Origin of the sequence: Allokutzneria multivorans (genome assembly GCF_039537405.1) — a bacterium.
Taxonomy (GTDB): Bacteria; Actinomycetota; Actinomycetes; order Mycobacteriales; family Pseudonocardiaceae; genus Allokutzneria; species Allokutzneria multivorans.
Genome location: NZ_BAABAL010000027.1, coordinates 81,911 through 103,151, shown reverse-complemented (window position 1 = coordinate 103,151; position 21,241 = coordinate 81,911). Strand labels below are relative to the sequence as shown.

The 21,241-nt window shown below is 70.1% G+C and carries 16 protein-coding genes; 6 read left to right on the top strand and 10 right to left on the bottom strand.

Annotated features, from left to right (window positions below; translation table 11 throughout):
* Positions 1–8 precede the first annotated feature (8 nt).
* The gene (locus ABD798_RS36125) at positions 9–1,022 is read right to left on the bottom strand and encodes a LacI family DNA-binding transcriptional regulator (RefSeq protein ID WP_344885821.1); all 1,014 of its coding nucleotides are present in this window, start codon (positions 1,020–1,022) and stop codon (positions 9–11) included.
* A 209-nt stretch (positions 1,023–1,231) separates the two neighbouring features.
* On the opposite strand from ABD798_RS36125, the gene ABD798_RS36120 reads away from it, so the two are divergent.
* The 3 genes from ABD798_RS36120 (at position 1,232) to ABD798_RS36110 (ending at position 3,125) form a co-directional block, all read left to right on the top strand.
* The gene (locus ABD798_RS36120) at positions 1,232–1,612 is read left to right on the top strand and encodes an effector-associated constant component EACC1 (RefSeq protein WP_344885818.1); all 381 of its coding nucleotides are present in this window, start codon (positions 1,232–1,234) and stop codon (positions 1,610–1,612) included.
* Between the two features lie 325 nt (positions 1,613–1,937).
* Positions 1,938–2,081 carry a hypothetical protein gene (locus ABD798_RS36115; RefSeq protein WP_344885815.1) on the top strand — a complete coding sequence of 48 codons (144 nt, stop codon included), beginning with the start codon at positions 1,938–1,940 and terminating at the stop codon, positions 2,079–2,081.
* Between the two features lie 279 nt (positions 2,082–2,360).
* The gene (locus ABD798_RS36110) at positions 2,361–3,125 is read left to right on the top strand and encodes an SDR family oxidoreductase (RefSeq protein ID WP_344885812.1); all 765 of its coding nucleotides are present in this window, start codon (positions 2,361–2,363) and stop codon (positions 3,123–3,125) included.
* On the opposite strand, the gene ABD798_RS36105 is transcribed toward ABD798_RS36110, so the two are convergent.
* The 8 genes from ABD798_RS36105 to ABD798_RS36070 form a co-directional block, all read right to left on the bottom strand.
* The gene (locus ABD798_RS36105; protein ID WP_344885809.1) at positions 3,107–3,895 is read right to left on the bottom strand and encodes a hypothetical protein; all 789 of its coding nucleotides are present in this window, start codon (positions 3,893–3,895) and stop codon (positions 3,107–3,109) included. The two genes, ABD798_RS36110 and ABD798_RS36105, sit on opposite strands and share 19 nt — an antisense overlap.
* Positions 3,885–6,650: a hypothetical protein gene (locus ABD798_RS36100; RefSeq protein ID WP_344885806.1), complete on the bottom strand. Its 2,766-nt coding sequence runs from the start codon at positions 6,648–6,650 to the stop codon at positions 3,885–3,887. The genes ABD798_RS36105 and ABD798_RS36100 overlap by 11 nt, the downstream gene beginning before the upstream one ends.
* Entirely contained in the window at positions 6,647–8,881 is a 2,235-nt protein-coding gene (locus ABD798_RS36095) for a hypothetical protein (RefSeq protein WP_344885803.1), read from the bottom strand. Before ABD798_RS36095 ends, ABD798_RS36100 begins: the two co-directional genes overlap by 4 nt.
* Positions 8,882–8,900: 19 nt before the next feature.
* The gene (locus ABD798_RS36090; protein ID WP_344885800.1) at positions 8,901–11,081 is read right to left on the bottom strand and encodes a hypothetical protein; all 2,181 of its coding nucleotides are present in this window, start codon (positions 11,079–11,081) and stop codon (positions 8,901–8,903) included.
* Between the two features lie 21 nt (positions 11,082–11,102).
* Positions 11,103–13,262, bottom strand: a complete 2,160-nt coding sequence (locus tag ABD798_RS36085; protein ID WP_344885797.1) for a hypothetical protein — start codon at positions 13,260–13,262, stop codon at positions 11,103–11,105.
* Positions 13,263–13,273: 11 nt separating this feature from the next.
* The gene (locus ABD798_RS36080; protein WP_344885794.1) at positions 13,274–15,304 is read right to left on the bottom strand and encodes a hypothetical protein; all 2,031 of its coding nucleotides are present in this window, start codon (positions 15,302–15,304) and stop codon (positions 13,274–13,276) included.
* A 113-nt stretch (positions 15,305–15,417) separates the two neighbouring features.
* Complete coding sequence (locus ABD798_RS36075) at positions 15,418–16,308, bottom strand: oxidoreductase (RefSeq protein WP_344885791.1); 891 nt, start codon at positions 16,306–16,308, stop codon at positions 15,418–15,420.
* Positions 16,309–16,342: 34 nt separating this feature from the next.
* The gene (locus ABD798_RS36070) at positions 16,343–16,603 is read right to left on the bottom strand and encodes a DUF4235 domain-containing protein (RefSeq protein WP_344885788.1); all 261 of its coding nucleotides are present in this window, start codon (positions 16,601–16,603) and stop codon (positions 16,343–16,345) included.
* A gap of 125 nt (positions 16,604–16,728) precedes the next feature.
* On the opposite strand from ABD798_RS36070, the gene ABD798_RS36065 reads away from it, so the two are divergent.
* The gene (locus tag ABD798_RS36065; RefSeq protein WP_344885786.1) at positions 16,729–17,154 is read left to right on the top strand and encodes a Rieske (2Fe-2S) protein; all 426 of its coding nucleotides are present in this window, start codon (positions 16,729–16,731) and stop codon (positions 17,152–17,154) included.
* A 302-nt stretch (positions 17,155–17,456) separates the two neighbouring features.
* On the opposite strand, the gene secA2 is transcribed toward ABD798_RS36065, so the two are convergent.
* Positions 17,457–19,772 (bottom strand): accessory Sec system translocase SecA2, encoded by a 2,316-nt coding sequence (secA2, locus tag ABD798_RS36060; protein WP_344885783.1) that lies wholly within the window; start codon positions 19,770–19,772, stop codon positions 17,457–17,459.
* A gap of 56 nt (positions 19,773–19,828) precedes the next feature.
* Between secA2 and ABD798_RS36055 the strand changes: the two genes are divergently transcribed.
* Both ABD798_RS36055 and ABD798_RS36050 read left to right on the top strand, forming a co-directional pair.
* Complete coding sequence (locus tag ABD798_RS36055; protein WP_344885780.1) at positions 19,829–20,395, top strand: ArsR/SmtB family transcription factor; 567 nt, start codon at positions 19,829–19,831, stop codon at positions 20,393–20,395.
* 9 nt (positions 20,396–20,404) lie between these two features.
* Complete coding sequence (locus tag ABD798_RS36050; RefSeq protein ID WP_344885777.1) at positions 20,405–21,238, top strand: pentapeptide repeat-containing protein; 834 nt, start codon at positions 20,405–20,407, stop codon at positions 21,236–21,238.
* Positions 21,239–21,241 lie beyond the last annotated feature (3 nt).

Here is a 21,241-nt window from a genome sequence, read left to right as displayed (position 1 = left end):
ATGCCTTCCTAGGAACGGGTGGACTCTCGCGCGACAAGTTCGGGTGTCACCGACACCCACCTCGGTTCGCGGTCCCGGCCCTCCCCGAGCCGGTCGACGAGCAGCTCTGCCGCGAGCTCCCCGCGCCGCGCCGACCCCAGCCCCACGCTGGTCAGGGTCGGCCAGGTGACGCGTGCCAGTTCGGTGTCGTCCATGCCGACCACCGCCACGTCGTCCGGGACGCGGCGACCCGCCTCCCGCAGTGCCCGCAGCGCCCCGACCGCGATCAGGTCGTTGGCGCAGAACAGGCCGTCCAGGTCAGGAACGCGCGCCAGCAGCCGCTTCGCCGCTTCGGCACCGGAGTCCGTCTGGAACTGCCCGGACTCCACCAGCTCCTCGCCGCCGAGCCCGGCTGTCGCGAGGCCGTCCAGGTAGCCCTTGTACCGCGCCTGGCCCGGCACGGTGTCCAAGGGGCCGTTGAGGAAACCGATCCGCCTGCGCCCGATGCCGACCAGGTGCGCCACCGCCATCGCGGCCCCGACCCGGGAGTCCACGCGCACGTTGTCCAGCCGCACGCCCTCCGGCAGCGATCCGATCACCACCACCGGCGCGACGGCCCGGCTCAGCTCGTCGAGGTGGTCCCGGGTGATCCGGATCGGCGAGATGATCAGGCCCTCGGTGTGCCGGTCGGCCAGGCTGCGCAGCGCGCGCAGCTCCTCCTCGCGGTCGGCTCCGGTGGAGTGCAACAGCAGGCGGTACCCGGCTTCCTTCGCCACCGCCTGGATGCGGCGCACCATCGCCACGTAGACCGGGTTGCCGATGTCCTCCATGGCGAAGGCGATCTGCCCGGAACGGCCCCCGCGCAGCGAGCGCGCCATCGCGTTGGGCACGTACCCGAGCTCGGTGGCGGCGGCCTGGACCTTGCGCACCGTGTCCGGTCGCCCGCCGAGCCCGTTGAGCACCCGGGACACCGAGGCGATGGACACGCCCGCCCGCCGCGCGATCGTCTCGATCGTCGCAGGTCCGCCGTCCGCGCTCGCCACCCTGACTCCGCTCCTGGCCGTTCTGGAAACGTTTACAGCCCGCGCCGCGCCGGTCGACTGGAAACCTTTACAGCGGGGATGGGACGAGAGGATTCCCCACGGCGCGACGCCCGTCAAGCTCAGGCGATCACCCGGGTTCCCCCCTGACGGGCGCCACCGCCGAGGTAGCGTGCCCGGTATCGGCCAACGATCTTGTCGAGGGGTGCCCCGTGAAGCAGGTCCGGATCACCGTCAAGGGCGACGACGCGGCCGCTGAGTTGCGGTCGTTGCTGGCCTGGCTGCTGCGCGAGGACGACCTGGAGACACCGAGGCTCGCCCCCGCGGTCCCGGCCGAGGGCGAGATGGGCGCACTGGCCGACACCATCCTGCTGATGGTGACCTCCAGCGGGACGGCGACGCTCACCATGGCGGTCCGCACCTGGCTGCGGCAGCGCAGGTCCAACGTCGAGGTCACCATCCGCAGCTCCGAGGGCGAGGAGACCACGTTGAAGATCGAGGGCTTGCCCGCGACCGGCGCGGTGTCCTTCGCCCACCGGGTCATCGACCGGACCGAGGGCGGCATCGAGCGGACCGACGGCGCCGCCGAGTAGCGCTCCCGTGCGCCTCCCCGACCGGCCGACGTCCTCGGCCGTGCTGCTCGGCACCGCGAACCACACTGCAATGCGTCATTGACACGCAACACCCCGTCTTCACACCGTTGGCCCACAACCAGCTGGGTTCCACGTTCGACGCGGAAGGCAACACCACCGCGGCCAAGGCCGCGTACAGGCGCGCGATCGACTCCGGCCACCTCGATCACGCGCCGTGGGCCCTGATCCACCTGGCGAGCCTGCTCGACAAGCATCGGGTGATTCAGTTGGCGCTTGGCGACTTTTCCAGCAGGCCATCGACGACGGTCACCCCGAGGTGTCCGCGATGGCGTTGAACAACATGGGGCTCCTGTTCCTCCGCCATCACGATGTGGAAAGCGCTCGCGCCGCGTTCCTCGGCGTTCTGAACTTCGGTGTGCCGGAGCAGAGCAAGGCCGCGCGCGAACGGCTGAGCCTCCTAGAGGACTAGGGCCTGTCCTGCAAGTCATCAGGTTCGCCGGTCTTCAAGACCACCCAACCCCCACTCCAGCCGTCTCCAACGACGACAAACCCCGCAAGACCGCAGGGTTTACGGCGGTTAACGATGATCAACAGCAGGGTTTGCCGGTCTTGAAGACACCCCAACCCCAGCGACACCGTGACCGGGACGCACAGCTCGACCATTTACAGGACACGGCCCAGGTAGGGGACACTCGGCGAGCCGCCTTTCATGCCACAGCAGAGAAGTTGGACCAGAAGGAGCAATCGGATGCAGCTCGACGGGGCCGGGGTGGTCGTCACCGGCGGCGGGAACGGGATCGGTGCGGCGCTGGTGCGGGAGCTGGCGGGGCGCGGGGCCCGAGTCGTGGTGAACGACCTGGACGGGGACGCGGCGCGGCGGGTGGCGGAGGAGGTGGGCGGGACGGCGGTGCCGGGGGACGCGGCCTCGGAGCAGGGTGTGGAGCGGCTCATCGGGCGGGCGCGCGAGGTGCTGGGCGAGATCGACCTGTACTGCGCGAACGCGGGGATCGCGCCGATCGGCGGGGCGGAGGCGTCGGAGGGCGAGTGGGAGCGGGCCTGGCAGGTCAACGTGATGTCGCACGTGCGCGCGGCGCGGCTGCTGGTGGAGCCGTGGTTGGAGCGGGGGCGCGGGCACTTCCTGAGCACGGTGTCGGCGGCGGGGATGCTGATGTCGTTGGGGGCGGCGCCGTACTCGGTGAGCAAGCACGCGGCGTTCAGCTTCGCGGAGTGGTTGTCGGCGACCTACGGGCACCGCGGCGTCACGGTGCAGTGCCTGTGCCCGCAAGGGGTTCGCACGGACATGATCGAGAACACCGGGCGGATGGGCGAACTGCTGCTGAAGCCGAACGCGCTCGAAGCGGAGGAGGTCGCGCGGATCACGGCGGATGCCTTGGTGGACGGCGGTTTCCTGATTCTGCCGCACGGCGATGTCGCCAAGTACTACGCGCACCGCGGCGCGGACACCGACCGCTGGCTGGCGGGGATGCGGGAGCTTCAGAAGAAGCTGGACTGAACGGGTGAGAGGCCGACCACGGCGGCGAGGCCGGCGGGGTTGAGCCTGAACGTCACGAGGCCGAGCCGGTGGGGCGTGGTGACCGTCGCCAGCGCGGGCACGAGCTGGTGCAGCAGCGAAGGGGCTGCCGGGAACAGCGTGCGGGCGCTGGCGAACAGGGCCAGCTCGGGATCGTCGTCGCCGGTCCAGCACGCGCTCAACCCGAGCCGACGCCCGCGCAGCCTGGCCAGCCCGTCGGGCAGCGAAGCCAGGCAGCGCGCGGCGGGGCCGAGGACTCCGCCCAGCTCGGCCGGGTCCACGGGTGGCAGCGCCAGGTACAGCTCGGTGCGACCGCGAACGGGGTCGAGCGCGAGCATGCGCGGCATGGCACCGGGGATCGGCAGCGAGTACGGGGCGGGCGGGGCCGGGCCGGTCAGTTCGGCGTAGACCTTGGGCGACGGGCCGCCGAGCCACGCGCCGAAGCGCAGCGGGACACCGCGCTGCTGGTCGTGCAACCACGCCAGCAGCGCGGTGGACGGCAGCCCCGCCAGCTCGGCGGCCAGCGAGAGCCGTTCCGAGTCGGGGAACTCCGGCCCGGCGACCTCGGTGGTCCACCGGGGCCCGGCACCGGCGACGAGCTCGACCGGGCAGCCGTTGGGGGTGAGCCTGCTCCAGCTCCCCACGACCTCCGGCCAGGCCGTGCCGCCGAGCCGGTCAACGGCCGCGCGCAGCGGTTCCGGGACGGCGGTGCCGGGCCAGAGGTCGTGGAAGAGCCGATCTTCACCGAACACCGATCAGGGTCTCCTCGCCGTCGACCGGGGCCCGCTGCGTCAGGGAGCCGTCGGTGCCGATGATGGTGATGCGGTGCCGGAAGACCCGTCGCGATCCGTCGAGCAGGGCGATGCGCAGCGGCACCGGTTCGACGGCGTCCCCGGCCAGCTCGATCCGCTCGACGCGGCGGTAGGCGTTGCCCGGGTCCTCGTAGGTGACGTCGAGGAACGCCTGTCGCACGGTGCCGGCCGGGAACAGCGGGACGGCCACGATGTCCAGCGAATCGGTGAAGGGGTCGTCCACCGGGAGGTAGGGCGCGGTCCCGGTGATCGGACCGGTCCTGCGGGTGCCACCGTTCTTGAGGTGGTGGGTGAACGAGGCCGACCACGTTCGTTTGTCCGATTTGGACAGTCGGAGCTTCCAGAGCTGCTTCGCCGAGTCGGGGAGAACGCGGAAGGTGTTGGTCTGCCTGAAGTTCGCACCGTCGTCATAGGACAGTTCGACGTCGATCGCGGTGACGATCCCGGCGTCGACGCGGTTCGGGAACACCTCAAGGCGCAGGAAGCCGAGGTCGTCGGCGGGGTCGACCTTCAGCGTGCGGTCGACGCTGCGCCTGGCCGGGACGTCGTAGCTCAGCCGCTCGCCGATCCACCCGGAGTTCGCGTCGAAGTGGTGTTGCACGCCAACGGAGAAGTCCAGGTCGTAGCTCGCGTTGAGGAACGTCTCGAACCGCCTCGGGCCGTGCTCGGCGGCGGTGAGCCGGAACTCCTGGCGCCGGTCGCCGTAGCCGATCGCGACGTCGGTGGAGAACAGCCCGAGATCGGCGAAGTCGGCCGGGGTGGCGATGTCCACCGCCAGCTTCTCGAAGAACGGATCGGCGAGGTCGACGAGCACGAAGTACTTGCCCTTGTCGGGGATCTCGTCGAGCAGCAGCCCGATGAAGCCCTGCGGCGCGTAGCCGCGCTTCACCACCATTCGGCGGTCGTAGACGAACTTCAGCGTCTTGCGCTCCTCCTGCCGGAGGAACTTCAGCTTGAAGGACACCAGCGCGTGCGGCCCCGAGTCGGCGGGCGGCGTGGTGGGCGGAGGATCGGTCGGCGGCGGATCAGTGGGCGGAGGATCAGTGGGCGGCGGATCGGTCTGCGCGGCGGCACGGGCCAGGGTCGCGCGGATCGCGACGGCGGGGTGCTCCCCCGCGACCTTGCCGGTGATCTCCGCGACGCGGTCGTCCTGGTCGCCGTTGCGCCCAGCGGCCTGAGCGCGGCTGAAGCCCAAGCCCTCACCGCTGGTGACAGTCGCCCGGTTGGCGATGATTCCCTTCACCACGGCCAAACGCCGACGGGACAGCTTCAGGTTGAAGTCGGCCTTGGCCGGGCTGGTATCGCCTTCAAAGCTCGCGTGTGCGGTGATCGCGACCTTTTTCGGCTCTGCGAGGCGGTTTTCCAGCCAGTCGCGCAGCGCGTCCGCTCCGGTGGGCGACTCCTTGCCGGGCGCGGTGCTCTGCGAGAACCTCGGGTCGGGCGGCGTGGGGTTGCCGAGCAGGTAGGAGTTGTAGACGGGATTGCCCGGCGTGGGCGAGAAACCCGGCTCCTTCGGCTGGTCGTAGGTGAAGAACAGCTTGAACGTCTCGTCGACCGGAGCGGACGCGGGCCAGTCCACGGTCACCGGATGCGTGCTGCCCGGGGCGACGTCGACCACGACCTTGCCATCACCGTCCACGGTCTGCGGCTTCCCGTCCACCGTGACCACCGCGCCCGGAGGCCCCTTCACCACAAGGGTTTCCTTGTTCCCGTCGGCCGTGCCCAGGCTCAGGCCGTATCCCTCGGGCATCGGGTCCGGCGAGGTGATCACCAGCGTCGCCTTCGGCTGCTCGGCGGCAGCCATCATCGCGGGCGCGGCGGGCTTCTTCAGCTCCTTCAAGCGCTTCAGGATGTCGTCGAGCCCTTCGGGCTGCGCGGGTCCCTTGAGCTGGCCGAGGTCGAGCGACGGCTCGAACCACTGCTTCAGCAACACGTCCTTGAAGAAGTCCAGCGCCCACTTCTCCCGCTCCGCCTGGTTCGTCGCGCCGGTGAAGTCGGTGACCTTGACCGAGATCGCGCCGTCCTGGACGAGCTTCTCGAAGCCCGCCTCGATGCCCGCGCGCACCCAGTACAGCTGCGCCTCGACACCTGCCGAGAAATGTGTGTAGATCCTTTCGAAGTCCGCCGTGATCTCGATGCGCATCTCCGGGGTGAGCGCGCTGTACTCGAAGTCGTAGATCACCCCGATCGGCGTCGCGGCCTTCTCGAACGCCTGTTGCAGGATCGTGGCGCCCTCCTGGTCCAGCGCCAGGGAGAACGCGGCGGTCTGCGCGCCGAGCATGGACGGCTTGGTGGCACCGAGAACCCTGGTCACCGGGGCGAAGGCGCCGGGCGGGGCGGTGGTGCCGCCGCTGCCCTCAAGGTTGAGCGCGAGGCAGCGCACGGAACCGGAGTCCACCTGCGCGGGCGCGAGCTTCGGCGTGCCGGAGGGCACCTTGGCGGCCAGTCGCGCCATGATCCGCGAGCGCGTCGCCGGGGGCAGCACGACCTCGGACTGGAACATGAGGAAGCCACCACCGCGCACTCCGCCCTCGGCGACGGCGGGCCGATACTTGATCATGCTGAACGCCGGGCCGCCGTCGGTACCCCGACCGAGCCGGACCTGCGTCGCGAGGTACCAGAACTGCGCGGGGTCCGCGTGGTCGGCGAAGACCTGCACTCCGTCGACCTCGAACTGCGTGCCGAGCTGCATCATGCCTGTGCTCCGAAAGACTGAGCCCCCACCGTGAGAGCGTCCACGTCGTAGCGCGTCCACTCCTGCTGCGAGGACATGCCGTCGCGGTACATCCGGAAGATCCGCAGCTCGTAGGCGTCCTTCATCGGGTCCACGAAGTCGAACTCGAACACGTGGTTGCCGGTCGGCCCGGTGAACTCGACCTGGTCCTCAAAGGACAGTCCGGCCAGCTCGTCGCGCGCGCGGGCTTCGACGCGAAGGAACTTGAGCCCCTTCGCGTCGAAGTCCGCGGGAGCGCGCAGCACGACGGCACGGTGCCCGCGCAGGTCCTCGCGGACGAAGAGCCGATTGCCCAACGTGGACGACCACGGGCCTTCGAAAAGCGAGGAGTCCTTGCGCAGCACGGTGATCCGGTAGCGCACCTGGCGGAAGGACGGATCGGCACGGTCCACCACGAAGGACTCCGGTGTCTGGCCGGGCAGCACCTCGATCGTCGACTCGACCCGCTGGCCGTGCGCCTGGTCGTCGTAGACGAGGTCGACGAACGCGCGCTCGACCTGGTTGGACAACGCCTGCACCACCTTCACCACGAGCCGGTCCGGGAACGGGTCGGGCACGTCGACCTGCCCGGAGGTGATCTCCACCGGCGAGCCTTGGTGCACCCGCCCGTCCGCGCCGTGGTAGGTGATCGACGCGACGACCGGCCCCGCCGGAGGCCCGACCAGGAAGCGCTTCCACTCCGCGGTGGGCTTGGCCGCGGTCAGCCGCACGGTCTCGTCCTGGCCGATCCTGTTGGCCTGGTCGGCGTAGCGCAGCCGCACGTCGACCCTCGGATAGCGGTCGAACGGGAAGCGCGGCAGCGTGAGCACCGGAACGGCCTCCTCGGCGAACAGCTCGCGCGGCTGGATCTCGTGCTCCTCGCCCAGGATCTCCACCGGCAGCGAGCGCAGTCTCGTCGGCCGCTGTCCCGCCGTCACCGGGGCGAGGTCGACGGAGTACTGCGCCTTCACCGGCCACACCATGGCCTCTCCGTCCAAAGTGGACGGCCACTCGACGGAAGCCTCCGGCCGAGCGGAGTCCAGCAGCAGCGACCTGGTCTGGTTGGCGCCGTAGGTCAGCTCGACCGTCATGGAGCGGACGGGATCGCGGCCGAAGTCCGCGCGCGAGACGAGCTTCACCTTGCGGCGCTTGAAGAAGTCCGAGTCCGCGTCCACCTGGACGATCAGTTTCGCCGGGTCCACGCCCGCGCCGAGCACCCGGAAGAGCCCGGCGAGGTGGCCCTGCGGGTAGATCGTCCGCTTGATCGTGCTCCGCTCGGAGATGGTGACGTCCAGGCGCTTCTTGTCGATGCGCGTGTAGTGCAGCTTCCGGTAGGAGAACACCCCGCCGGGTGTTGCGCGCTGCGGCGAGAACGACTTGATCACCTCGCTGGCGCGGTCCCAGCCGTCCGGGGCCTCGCGCAGCGGGTCGAGCGAGCTGGTGAAGAACGCGTCGGTGATCATGTCGCGGACCCGGGCCACGGCCGCGTCCCTGCGCTCCAGCACGGTGCTCGTGTCGTCCTCGGGCACGAACGTGTCGGTGTCGAAGACGACGGCGCGCCGCTCCTCCAGCTTCTCCACCACGTCCTGGATCTGGAGGCTGGTGAACAGCCCCTCCTGGCCGAAGGTCTCGTCCAGGATGTCCTGCGTGCGGTCCCAGTCGATCTGGAGCTTGACGTGGTAGGCCGGGCGCAGCGCGAGGTAGTCCAGGCTGTAGCCGATGCCGATCAGCGTGCTCTCGCCGAGCATCGCCTTGCGCAGCAACGTGACTCCGCGTTCGTCCAGGGACACCGAGAACGCGGCGCGGTTGTCCCCGTACAGCGCGGGTTTCGCCGAGTGCCGGATCGCGCGGACGAAGCCGCCCGGGTCGGAACTGGTGCGCCCGAACAGGGTCAGCGTGATCGATCCGTCGACGACGGGCACCGGGGACAGCCGGGGCCGCTGGCCGAGGTTGGCCAGCGACATCAGCTTGTTCTCCAAGGAGGTCAGCTTCTCCTGCGACATCCCCAGGTGCACGTCGAAGTCGAGGAACCCGCCGGAGGGCCCGGCAGAGCGGTACTCCAGCAACAGCAGCTGCGGGATCTCCAGCGCCCCCTCGCGCCGCGTGACGAACTGCGGTGCGAGCGGCTGGTAGTAGAACTGGAGCGGATCGGCGTGATCCGGCAGCACGGAGACGCCGTCGATGAAGTAGTACGGCGGTTTCTCGGTCAGCACAGCGGATTCCCCTCGCCCGTCAGGCGTTCGGCAGTTCGAGCACGAGCGCTTCGTCGGCGACCCGGCCCGCGGAGTTCGCGACGCGCTTGGTGCCGTCGGCCATGAAGTAGGTCGCCGTCCACTCGTAGGTGTTGAGCGCGCGGTCGCGGATGGCGAAGGTGACCTTGCCCTCCAGCGCCCCCATGCGGAAGGTCCTGCTCTCCCGCTCGTCGATCTGGTTGGCGGGGTCGGCGTAGTGCAGGTCGACCTTGACGAGCTTGACCTGTTGCCACGGAACGAGATCGGGCATCACGGTGACCTCGATCGCGGCGGAGTCCACGCCGAGCACGAGGGTCTTGCCGGTCAGTTCGACCTCGCCGCTCTCCTCCGTGCGACCGTCCTTGAAGGTGGTCACCGTGCGGTAGGTGATCTTCCCGCCGCGCGGGTCGATCGCCGGGAAGCGCCACTGGTCGAACCGCAGGTTCTTCGACAGCGCGTAGGAGGCGGTCTGCTCGTAGCCGTTGGCGGTGTCGGTGTAGGTGAGGTCGAGGAAGATGGTGTCGATCACCCGGTCGAAGTCGCCCCTGGTGCGCAGCAGCACCTCGCGGGTCACCGAGAACGGGTCGTCCACGTAGAAGCGCTGACCCTTGAGGTCGCTGAGCTGCCGGACGAACTCGCGGCCGTCCTTCATGAAGAACTTGACCGAGCCGCCGTAGGGCTTGGCGGGCTCCATCAGGAGTTCCTTGACCTGCAAGGTGGTCGTCTTGTCGTCGATCTGGAACCGGTGCACCGGCGGGGTTCCCGAGGCCACCGCCGGGTGCTCCAGCGTGAGAACCGCGCGGGAGACCTGCTGCCAGTTCATGTCACCGACCTCGACGTCGACCAACCAGAGACCGAGGTCGTCAATGTCGATCTTGAGATCGTCCCCGTCGTGCTCGCGCCAGCCGGAGTCGAACGTGCGGCTCTCGCCGGTGTAGTGCACCACGTAGCGGTACTTGAACTTGGTGCCGCCGCCGTCCATGAACGAGTCGAACTTGCCGATGTCGTCGGCCTTGCGGAAGGTGAAGGTCTTGATGCCGTGCTTGGCGGTGTGCGGCGGGTAGTCGATGTCGACGTCCACGCTGAAGATCGGCAGCCTGCTGAACTCGGCGTTGACCTGGATGGCCAGGTTGAACTGGCGGAAGAACGGGTCGTCGACGTCGGCGAGGATCGAGTAGTCCTCCCACGTGTAGCCCTGGCCGACCAGCGAGGGCATGTTCGCCTGCGGCCGCACGTCCACCGGCAGCGCCTGCTTGCGGTTGTAGGCGATGCGCACGTCGGAGATCTTGTTCACCGTGACCGAGCGGCGGATGTTCTCGAAGTCCTCGTCGCGGATCTTGGAGAAGTCCCGGTTCTCCGGCGGGATCTGCTCGATCAGGTTGCGCTTGACCGCCTCGTCGAGCTGGTGGGCGACGGAGTTCTCCATCACCTCCAGCATCTTCGCCACCGCCGGGTCGCTCGGCGACAGCTCGCCGGTGTCCACGTTGATCACCCGCGACTCGGAGTTGACGAAGAACTCGCTGACCTTCTCGCTGTAGTCGTCCTCGCTCCAGAAGTTCTCCTCGAAGTCGACCTCCTGGACGAAGCTGTAGAACTTGCTGGCGAACCAGGTGCCCACGACCGAGACCGGGGGCATCCGCGCGTTGAACTGGAACTGGTACTCCACCCGGACGCCGCCCGCGCCCTGGCTCTTCATCGCCGCGGCGAAGATCGGCGCGCCGAACTGGGTCAGCTCGGCCGACAGCGCCACCACGTTGTTGCCGTACATCGACGGCACGCCACCGTGGTTGACCCGCTGCACGAGATCACCGCTCGCGGCGAGGATGTCCACGGTCACCGACGCCTTGGTGACCGGGGGCTTGCCCAGCTTGATGTGCTCCGGCTTGACCTTGTTGGAGGGGCCGCGCCTGGTGTTGACCTGCTCGGCGAGCTGGTTGCGCAGCGCCGCCTCGGCCTCCGGCGGCAACGCCAGCTCCACGTCCATGAACACCAGGGCCGCGCCCTGCTTGCCGCTGGGCAGCGGGCGCAGCGAGCGGTACTGGACGAACTTGAACACCGCCTTGCCCTGGGCGTCGCGGCGCAGCAGCGGCACCTTGGGCAGGGCGTAGAACAGCAGGTCGTCCCGATCATCGGGGTAGACGGTGGCGGCGGGCGTGTCGATCGTGCCCTGGAGCTGCAACATGGTCGTGTCCTTCCGGGTGGTTCAGGCCGAGCCGAGGAGATCGGCGAGGTCGGTGGTGGTGTCGACGACGTGCGCCGAGGGCAACGTGAAACGGGCGTGCAGCCGGGCTTTGCCCCGAGTTCCTTCAACGGCGGCCTTGAGCGCGCTCAACCGGTCGGCGCGCAGCGATGCCGACAGCGCCGAGGTCCACGGCGGCACCCCGGAACCGCGACCGTCGGCGATCGTGGTCCACGCCTCCGCCTCGCGCACTTGGAGACCGATCGCTTGCACCGCAACGGGAACCGCCCGAACCTCGGTCGCGTCCACGTGCCGCCGCAGTTCGCTGAGCAGTCGCGCGCGCGTGCCCTCCGGGAGGTCCAGCCGCGCGGTCAGCTGGAGGAAGCCCATTCCCTCAGCCTCCACAATGGACAGTTGAGGCGAGCCGTCCCGCGCCAGCTCGACCGTGGGCCCCACCGGCTCGTAGGACCACCGGCCGGGCGTGCCCGGGTCGGAGCGCAGCTCAACGCCGTCGACCTCGACCACCACGGGCTCGGGATCGCCGGGAATGGCGATCACCAAGCCGTCCTGGGGCGCGACCGGCTCCGACCAGGGACCGTTCGTGCGCCAGAGGATTCCGGGTTCGAACGGCGAGGTGGCCACCCACCGGATGACCGCCCTGGTCGGCTTCGGTCCCAGAGTCACCTGTCGCGCAACGCTTTCCGGAGTTCCTTCCGCGCGCCAGCGGACGGTGACCGGGGCCGCCGCACCCGCGAAGTCCAGTTTCGCCTGGTGCGCCCCGAATCCGGGCAGCGTCGCGGGATCGAGGTCGACGCGAGCTCGTGGCTCAACGGGAATCTCGATGGGGTGACCCGATCCGCTCGGTCGCACGACGAGCTTCGGCGGTGACGCTGGAACCGCGACGGCAGCCGTCGGAGTGCGCGCGTCCAGCGCCGCCAAGCGCGCTCCCTTCGCTGTGACGACGTCGACGGTCGCCTGCGAGGTCAGCCCGGAGGAGAGCCGGATCACCGTGAGCGGCAACGGAAACGCGTCCGGTCCCAGCAGCACGGTGTCCGAGGTGACCGGACGCCACGGCCCGGTGATCTCCTCCACTCCGTCGCCGATGTCGATCAGCGCGCGCAGCCTGGCCTCGCCGCTGATCGCCTCGCCCGGTGCCAGCGACAGCACGACCGAAGCCGTTCCGTCCGGCCGAGCCAGCTCGGCGCTCACCGAAGCGGGCTGCGGGCGCAGTGGCGGCTTCGGCGGCACGCGGACATCGGCGATCAACGTCACGAGCCCCGGAATCGGGAACACGAGATTCGCCCGCAAGGACAGGGGAATTCGGCCGGTCGGCAGCGTCGGGAGGTCGACCCGCCGCACCAACCGATCCGGCCCTGCGGCGGCGATCGCGGCTTCGGCGGCAACAGTGTCCAGGTCGACCACGACGTCGACGAACACCGCCCCTGGCTCGGCGAGGTCGATCCGTTCCGTCCCGGCAGCCAGCGGGCGAAGCCGGTACAGCGGCTCGACCGTCGGCGCCGGTTCCGCCAAGCGGTCCAGCAAACGCAACGCCAGAGCACGACGGCGCTCGGCCGGATCGGTGGCTTCACGATCACCGGTCACGGTGCTCGCGACCGCTTCCACGATCTCCGCGAGGCGCTCCACCGAGAAGTCCGCGCTGCCGAGGCGTTCCGCGAGCACGCGCGAATCGAACTCGTACGCAACGGGATGGCGCGTCGCGACCGCCCGCACCAGCATGCGCAGCGTGGCCTCGATCGCCGACCGCCCGCCCTCGGTGAGCCGCTTCGCCAGGACAGCGGCGGCCGGGCCGAGCTCGGCGTCCAAGTACGCACGCCCTGCCGTCTCCGGCCCGGCGACCGTGGTGACGGCGAACCCCTCCGGCCCGGTCACGCGAAGCACGGCGTGCTCGACGTGCGGCGCGATCAGCCGAGAATCTCCTGCTACAGCGGCAAAATCGGTGTCCACGGTCAGCCCGACGCTCAGGCGCCCACCGGTCGCGGTCGGCGAACCACTGCCCCGGACCAGTGCCACTTGGAGCATCGGAGCGCCGTCGGGCTGCCGGTCGAGAAGCAGCCGGTGCGGTAGCGCCACCGCTTCCGTCGTGCGCTCGAAGGCGCGGAACACGGTACCGGCGGGGCCGGTCACCACGGGCTCAGCGAGGTCCGGAAACCTTTGCAGAGTCACGAATTCCTCCTTCAAGCCGGATTGGTGCGAACGGGAACGAGGATCGTCGCGTCGGTCTCGCGCCACGGGCTGACGCCGATCCCTCCGGAGCGCCAATGCGTTTCCGTGCGGTAGCGGACCGGTGGCAGCGGAGCGCCGGTGAGCAGCGGCTGCACCGGGACTCGAACGGTCGTCTCGGCGCTGGGCTGCGCCTCGGTCAGGCTCGCGCTGCCGCCGTTCTCGACCGTCAGCACGAACGTGAGCACGCGATCGGTCGGCCGGTCCGCGCTGCCGAACATCTCCGCGACGGCCTGCGCGCGCACCTGCCGCGTGAGCCGCCCTTCGGTCCTGCGGTCGAAGACCAGCGCCCAGATCGCCGCGCGGTCCGGATCCACGGTGAGCCTGCTCTGGTCCAGCGCGACGGACTCGACCTGTTGCTGTGCAGAGAATCCGCTGAGGGTCACATCGCAGCTCTCGCCTGGACCGAGCCGACCGGAGGCGGGGAGTCCCGAGATCGTCAGCGGCACAGTGGGATCCACCGGCCGGACAACCGTGCGCATCGTCGGCTGCGGCGTGGTCACCGCGACCGCGCGCAAGGTGCCGAGCGAGGTCACCGCGCTCTCCGTCGGGTTGCTCAGCCGAGCCGGGATGACGCCCTGGGACACCGGTTGTGGTTGCAGCACAAGCATGTCGCCCGTCGTGCGGTCCAACCGCAGCTCCAACGGCACGTCCTCCGGAGCCGATCCGCCCGCGCCGACGCGGATCTCCCCGCGCAGCAGGCTCAGCGATACCCCGAAGAGCGCGTCGTAGACCAGCCGGAAGTCCTCCAGCAGGAACCGTTCCGCGTGCACGACACCGCGTTCGAGGTCGATGTCCGTGTCCGGCCGATCGGTCAACGTGGACGGTGGCGCTCCGTTGACCGGCAACGCCAGGCGCAGCAACGACTGCGCTTCCTGCAACCGCTCCAGCCGCACCGCGCCCGTGCCACCGCGAGCCTTCGCCTCTTCGGTGAGCGTGGCGAGCGCGGCGGTCAACCGCTGGCTGTCCACCACCGGCTTCGCGGAGAACTCCAGCACTGCGGCCAGATCCGCCTCGCTGCTCGCGTTCGCCGCGCTGATCCGCATCAACGGCGGGCGCGTGGGTTCCGCCGAGCGAGCGAGCAGGAATCGGTCAGGCAGGAACAGGAAGCGGTCGGGCTGCGCGGGATCCTGCCAGTACGCGTGGCTCCGACCTTCGTAGGTGATCCGAATGCGGCGCGCGGGCTCGACCCCGCCACCCCCGCCGCCGAGCCGCACGCGCTGTTGTTCGGGCAGCACCAACGGAGTCGGCGGAACTCTCATGTGGAGGGAGCTGGTGTGCACCACCCACATCACCTCGCCGCTCTCGAAGCGCCAGTCGGTTTCGTGGGCGAGCGTGACTTCTCGGTACACGTCGATGGTGACGCTCGCTTCGAGCGATCCGAACGCCGCCAGCAACTGCTGGCGAAGTCCCGGGGTCGTCAACGGCAGTTCGGCGGTCACGGTGCCCGCCGTCGCGTTGACCCGGCTGGTCGGGAACGCGTGCGTCTGGGTGATCGGGGCTCCGCCGAGTACCGGCATGCGCAGCATCAGCCTCACCAGGACGTTGTGCGCCAGCCGCTGGGTGTTCGGGCCGGTTGCCGGTCCGGGGGTTTCCGCCAGGGTGAGCAGGAGCGTGGCCACCCCGGCCCGGTCCACGATCGTGATGCGCGGCTCGTCCACCGACCCGACCCGGTCGTAGGCGAGCGCGTAGCGCGGCAACGCGTGCGGCCGCCCGCCAGCGGGATCGGTGAACAGGGCCGCGTCGTCGTTGTACTGCGGGTACGGGGGAGCGATCGGAACCCCGACCTCGTCCCGCCTGATCGCGTCGTTCGGCGGCCCCGGGTCGTCGACGGGGACGGGCCGCCGGGGAACCCTGATGATCTCGCCGTCGCCGTCCTCCCGGCCCGGCGGCGGCCACGGGTCCTCGGAGATCGGCGGGCGCGCCGCCAGCTCGATGGGACGCAGCACCAGTGCGGGCTGGAAGGGGTGCCGCAGTTCGCTCATGCGGCGAGCTTCTGCGATCTCCCCGCCGGGAATCCAGTGATCGCGCGCCGGGCGCCTCTAGGGCCGCCTCAACGCGCATCCCGCTTCACCAAAGGGAAATCACCAGGCTTGCATCACATCGGATAGGTCACACCGGTCAGCTCCTCCGAGACCGTCCACAGGCGCGCGGCGGTGTCCGGGTCGGTGGCGGCGTGCACGGGCTGCACGCGCTTCGGGTAGCCCCGCATCTCCCCGAGCCCGTCCGGCCCGAAGAAGTCCCCGCCACGCACGTCCCCGGCCGTGGCCGCGTACAGCTGCGGCAGCGCGCCCTGCTCGGCGCTCTGCGCCACCAGCATGTTCGCGGGCTTCAACAGCAGGTTCAGCACGCCGGTCGGCCCGCTGGACTGCAAGTTCGTCGCCGAGTACCCGGGATGCGCGTAGGTGCTCACCAACGACGAGCCCGCGCGCCGGTGGAGTTCGAGTGCGAAGAGCACGTTCGCGAGCTTGGACTGCGCGTAGGCGTCGACCGGCGAGTAGGCGCGCTCCCTGGTGAGGTCGTCGAACTGGATCACGCCACGCCGGTGCAGGCCCGAGGTCACCGTGACCACGCGCTCGCGGATCTGCCCGAGCAACAGGCCGGTCAGCGCGAAGTGACCGAGGTGGTTGGTGGCGAACTGCGACTCGAAGCCCTGCTTGGTCAGCTTGCGCGGCGGCATCATCACGCCCGCGTTGTTGACCAGCACGTCCACCGGCTCGTCGAAGCCGTCCGCGAACGCGCGCACCGAGTCCAGGTCGGCCAGGTCCAGCGAGGCCAGCTCCAGGTCCGCGCCCGGGTACTCCACCCGGATCTTGGCCAGCGCCGCCCCGCCGCGCTCGGCGTTGCGCGCGGTCAGCACCACGCGGGCGCCCTTCGCGGCGAGGGCGCGGGCGGTCTCGAAGCCGAGGCCGCTGTTCGCGCCCGTCACCACGAAGGTCCTGCCCTCCTGGTCCGGGATCTGCTCAGCGGTCCAGCGCGTCTTCGTCATGCCCCAAGCATGCCGAAGCGCGCGGGTCCCGTGCTCACTTGTCCGGCCACTCGCCGGTCGCGCGGTGGTAGGCGACCGCGCTCCCCCGGTCGATCGCGGCCTTGACCACGGCGAACACCGCTCCTTGCAGGGCGGCGGCCGCGATGACCGTGCCCCAGCCGTGGTCGCGGTCGGTGGCGTCGGGCGCCTCCTTGGTCCCGGAGACCAGCTTCCAGATCTGGCCGGACGCGGCGCTGGCGGCAACGCCACCGAGGATTCCCGCGAGCATCCTGGCCGGGGTGAACAGCAGCTTCATGACCGGTTGCACCACTTTCGCGTGGATCGGGTTCTGGCCCCCCAGTGATAACCCGAACCGGCTCGGCTGAACCAAGCGGCGCGCCCGTCCGTAGTGCAAGGTGACCCGAACCGATGGAGGTACCCGTGCCCACCACGCGCCGCAACGTCCTCGCCGCGACCGGCCTCGCCCTGCCCTGCGTCCTCGCCGCGTGCGGCAGCCAGCCCTCCGCGCCCCAGCCCTCGCCCTCCTCTCCCGCCCAGCCCTCCGCCGCCCCCGCCGGGCCGCTGGCCGCGCTCAGCGACCTGCCCGTCGGCGGCGGCAAACTGGTCGACGCGGGCGGGCGCAAAGTGCTGCTCGTGCGCACCAGCCAGACCGAGGTCAAGGCCTACGACCCCGCCTGCCCGCACCAGGGCACCGTCGTCCAGGCCCCCGTCGGCGGCACGATCAAGTGCCCGTCGCACGGCAGCACCTTCGACGCCGCCAGCGGCGCCCGCACCGGCGGCCCCACCCCGACCGGCCTCAAGACCATCCCCGTCAAGGTCGAGAAGGACCAGGTCGTCCTCGCCTGACCCCAGACACGCTGAAACGTGCTGAATGAGTCATTGAGGACGCTCAAGTACCTCAATGACTCATTCAGCGCGTTGAGGTACCTGAATGAGTCATTGAGGGCTTAACCCCGGTCGACGGTCCCACCCCAGGGGGCGCGAGGCGGCGGTGGGCGGGCGGGCTCCGAACGAGGCGAGCACCGCAGCCAATGGCCCGTTTGGTGCGTTGAACGCGCTGAACGGGTCGTTTGGTGCGCTGAAGGAGCTGAACGGGTCGTTTGGTGCGCTCAACGCACCAAACGACCCGTTCAGGGCTTTACGGCGGCCTAGCGGCGGCGTTTCTTGCCGCGGATCATGGCGACGACGGAGCCCATCGCGCGCTGCGCCTCGGAGCCGAAGGGGTTGTCGTGCACCACGTAGGTCCACGTCGAGCTGGGCTTGCGGACTCCGGCGGCTTCGAGGTCGATGCCCTTGTCGTCGGTGACCTCGGCCTTCTCCAGGGTCTCGGCGGCGCGCTCGCGGACTTCGGAGCGCAGCCGGTTGAACGCGGGGACGGCGGCGCGGTGGAACTCGTCGAGCGGGTTCTGCCGGGCCAGCGCGTGCAGGTGGATGCCCTCGCGCAGATCGGTGAGGAACGCGAGGTGCTCGGCCCACCGCTGGTCGAGGTGGTGCAGCTCGACGCGCCGCGCCACCTGGAGCAGGACCTCGTCGGACACCGTCTCGCGCAGCTCCTTGACGCGGTCGGGCGCGCTCTCCTCCAAGCCCTCCAGGGCGATGTCGGAGGTGAGCACCTTCTCGCGGTACTGCTTGAGCAGCGCGCGCTGGTGCTCGATGAGCTGGTGGTAGCGCCACGTGTTGCGGTGGATCTCCATCACGACGCCCTCGGCGACGCGCTGGGCGTGGTCGACGGCCAACTGCGCGCCCGAGTGCTCGACCGCCTCGGCCGAGTCGTCCACCACGGGGATCTCGTCCTTGCCGTAGTGCTGGACGAGCTCGTCCTGAAGGCTCGTGAAGAACACCGAGCCGCCGGGGTCGCCCTGCCGTCCCGCACGTCCGCGCAGCTGGTCGTCGAGGCGGCTGCTGGGGTAGCGGCCCGAGCCGATCACGTAGAGCCCGCCCAGCTCGGCGACGCGCTCGTGGTCGGCGGCGTCGCGCCCACCGAGGCGGATGTCAGTGCCGCGACCGGCCATCTGCGTGGAGACGGTGACCGCGCCGTAGCTGCCGGCCTCGGCGATGATCGCCGCTTCCTCGGCGTCGTTCTTCGCGTTGAGCACCGCGCACGGCACCTCGGCCGCGAGCAGTCGCTTGGCCAGGCGCTCGGACTCGGACACGTCGAGCGTGCCGACCAGGACCGGGCGGCCCTTGGCGTGCTGCTCGACGATCTCGGCGACGAGCGCGTCCTCCTTGCGCTCCACCGTGCTGTACAGGCGGTCCTTCTCGTCCTCGCGCACGCACTCGACGTTCGGCGGGATCGCGGCGATCTCCAGCTTGTAGAACTCCTGGAGCTGCTCGCCGACGGCCACGGCGGTACCGGTCATGCCCGCGAGCACGGGATAGCGGCGGAGGAAGCCCTGCATGGTGATGCTGTCCAGGATCTCGCCGCTCTCGGTGACCGCGACGGTCTCCTTCGCCTCGACCGCGGCCTGCAAGCCGTCCGGCCAGCGCTGCCGCAGGTGCACGCGCCCGCGCGACTCGCTGATCAGCTGGACCTTGCCGTCCCGGACGATGTAGTCGACGTCCTTGTGCAGCAACGCGTGCGCGTGCAGCGAGATGTTCACGGCGGCGAGCGTGGAGAAGTTGTCGGCGTCGTAGAGGTCGATGCCGAGCGCCTTCTCCACGACCTGGCTGCCCAGCTCGGTGAGGTGGACGTTGCGGTCGTCGGAGTCGGTCTCGTAGTGCAGGTCCTTGCGCAGCGACCCGACAACGCGGACGATCTTCGGGTCTCCGGCGCCCTCGGGAGCGACGGTGCCCGCGAGCACGAGCGGCACGCGCGCCTCGTCGACCATGACCGAGTCGGCCTCGTCGACGATGGCCACCTTGGGCTCCGGCTGAACGCGGTCGTCCTCGGAGTCGCACAGCCCGTCGCGCAGGTAGTCGAACCCGGCCTCGTTGACCGCGATGTAGGTGACGTCGCGGGAATAGGCCTCATGGCGCTGCTCGTGCGTGGAGCTCTGGCTCACCCAGCCGACCGTGACGCCCAGCTGCGTGTAGATCGGCTCCATCCACTCCGCGTCGCGGCGGGCGAGGTAGTCGTTCACGGTCAGCACGTGCACCCGGTTCCCGCGCAGCGCGTAGCCCGCGGCGGCGACGGCGGCGGTCAGCGTCTTGCCCTCACCGGTGGCCATCTGGGCGACCCGCCCGGACAGCAGCGCCTGCACGCCCAGCAGCTGCACGTCGAAGAGCCGCTCGCCGAGCCTGCGGTCGGCGATCTCCCTGCCCAGCGCGCACAGCTCGATGACGTCGGCGCGGTCCAGCTCGCGCCCGTCGTCCCGGCGCAGCTCGGCGGCCGCCGCCGTGAGTTCGGTGTCGTCGAGGTCGCGCACCGCGTCCTCGCGCTCCCCGATCGGCCCGAGCAGCCGTCGGTAGGGCGCGAGGTCCAGGGTTCCCGGTCGCTGGAGGAACCGGCGTATCCATGCCCGCATGCCGCACAGCATATCTACGGTTTGTTGAAAAACACGTACTTGCGTACGTTTGGATCGTGGATGACGACGCGCGCTACCTCGACCTGGAGGCCCGCCTCGCCGAGGTCGAAGCACGTCTTGCCAAGATCGAGGAGTTCCCCCGGCCGAGTGACGAGGCCGACGGGAGCCTGGAGGCCGAGGCGTTCTGGGCCCTGCGTGGCCTGCGGGAACGCCTCGCGGAGCAGCCCGCGATGGCCCCGGCCGGCGGTGTGCTGTTCACCGGCGTGGTGTCGCTGCCGGACGGCGAGTACCACGAGTGGCAGCAGGGCGCGTTCACCCATGTGCTGCTCCGGCACGACTGGGCCGAGTTCAGCAACACCTTCAGCGCGCTGGCCCACCCGGTGCGGCTGCGGCTGCTCCAGGAGGTCATCCGCGGCGAGCGGACCGTGGCGCAGCTCCAGGAGCACGAGGACATGGGCACCTCCGGGCAGATCTACCACCACCTGCGCCAGCTCACCGCCTCCGGCTGGCTCCAGTCCAGCGGTCGCGGCCAGTACTCGGTGCCGGAGGTGCGCGTGGTGCCGCTGATGATCGCGTTGTCCGCGATGACCATGCCGGGTTCGGCGGGCACGATCGAGGAATAGACTCCTCACGTGCGTCCCCTGCCTGCCGAAGACCCGCTTGCGGGGTCGAGCATCGACCTCGTGTCCGACTGCGGCAACTGCTTCGGCCTGTGCTGCGTGGCCCTGGCGTTCTCCGCGTCGTCGGACTTCGCGGTGGACAAGCCCATCGGCGAGCCGTGCGCCAACCTCCAGCAGGACTTCCGCTGCGGCATCCACAACCGCTTGCGCGGCAAGGGGTTCTCCGGCTGCACGGTCTACGACTGCTTCGGGGCGGGCCAGAAGGTCTCGCAGTCCACCTTCGACGGTCAGGACTGGCGCGGCTCCGCTGACACCGCGCGGCGCATGTTCGAGGTCTTCCCGATCATGAAGCAGCTGCACGAGCTGCTCTGGTACCTCACCGAGGCGCTGGCCCTGCCCGCCACCGAGCCCGTGCACGCCGACCTGCGCGCGATGCTCGCCACGACCACCGCGCTCACCGAGGACACCGCCGACGCGATCGCGAAGCTCGACGTGGCCGCGCACCGCGCCGAGGTCAACGTGTTGTTGTTGCGCGCCAGCGAGTTCGTGCGCGCGGGCTTCAAGTCCCGCAACCGCCGTGGCGCGGACCTGATCGGCGCGAAGCTGCGTGGCTCCGACCTTCGAGGAGCGAACCTGCGCGGCGCCTACCTGATCGGCGCCGATCTCCGCGACGCGGACCTGCGGTCGGCCGACGTGATCGGGGCGGACCTGCGCGACGCGAACGTGGCCGGGGCGAAGCTCGCCGAGAGCCTGTTCCTGACGCAGACCCAGGTGAACGCCGCGCGCGGGGACGCGCGCACGACCATTCCGGCCAGCCTCGCCCGCCCGACCCACTGGCGCTCGTGAACT

What these genes read in the sequence shown, in the direction of transcription:
- ABD798_RS36075 (WP_344885791.1), bottom strand. Translation starts at nt 16,308, where the DNA reads ATGACGAAGACGCGCTGGACCGCTGAGCAGATCCCGGACCAGGAGGGC.
- ABD798_RS36110 (WP_344885812.1), top strand. Translation starts at nt 2,361, where the DNA reads ATGCAGCTCGACGGGGCCGGGGTGGTCGTCACCGGCGGCGGGAACGGG.
- ABD798_RS36070 (WP_344885788.1), bottom strand. Translation starts at nt 16,603, where the DNA reads ATGAAGCTGCTGTTCACCCCGGCCAGGATGCTCGCGGGAATCCTCGGT.
- ABD798_RS36080 (WP_344885794.1), bottom strand. Translation starts at nt 15,304, where the DNA reads ATGAGCGAACTGCGGCACCCCTTCCAGCCCGCACTGGTGCTGCGTCCC.
- ABD798_RS36100 (WP_344885806.1), bottom strand. Translation starts at nt 6,650, where the DNA reads ATGATGCAGCTCGGCACGCAGTTCGAGGTCGACGGAGTGCAGGTCTTC.
- ABD798_RS36115 (WP_344885815.1), top strand. Translation starts at nt 1,938, where the DNA reads ATGGCGTTGAACAACATGGGGCTCCTGTTCCTCCGCCATCACGATGTG.
- ABD798_RS36090 (WP_344885800.1), bottom strand. Translation starts at nt 11,081, where the DNA reads ATGTTGCAGCTCCAGGGCACGATCGACACGCCCGCCGCCACCGTCTAC.
- secA2 (WP_344885783.1), bottom strand. Translation starts at nt 19,772, where the DNA reads ATGCGGGCATGGATACGCCGGTTCCTCCAGCGACCGGGAACCCTGGAC.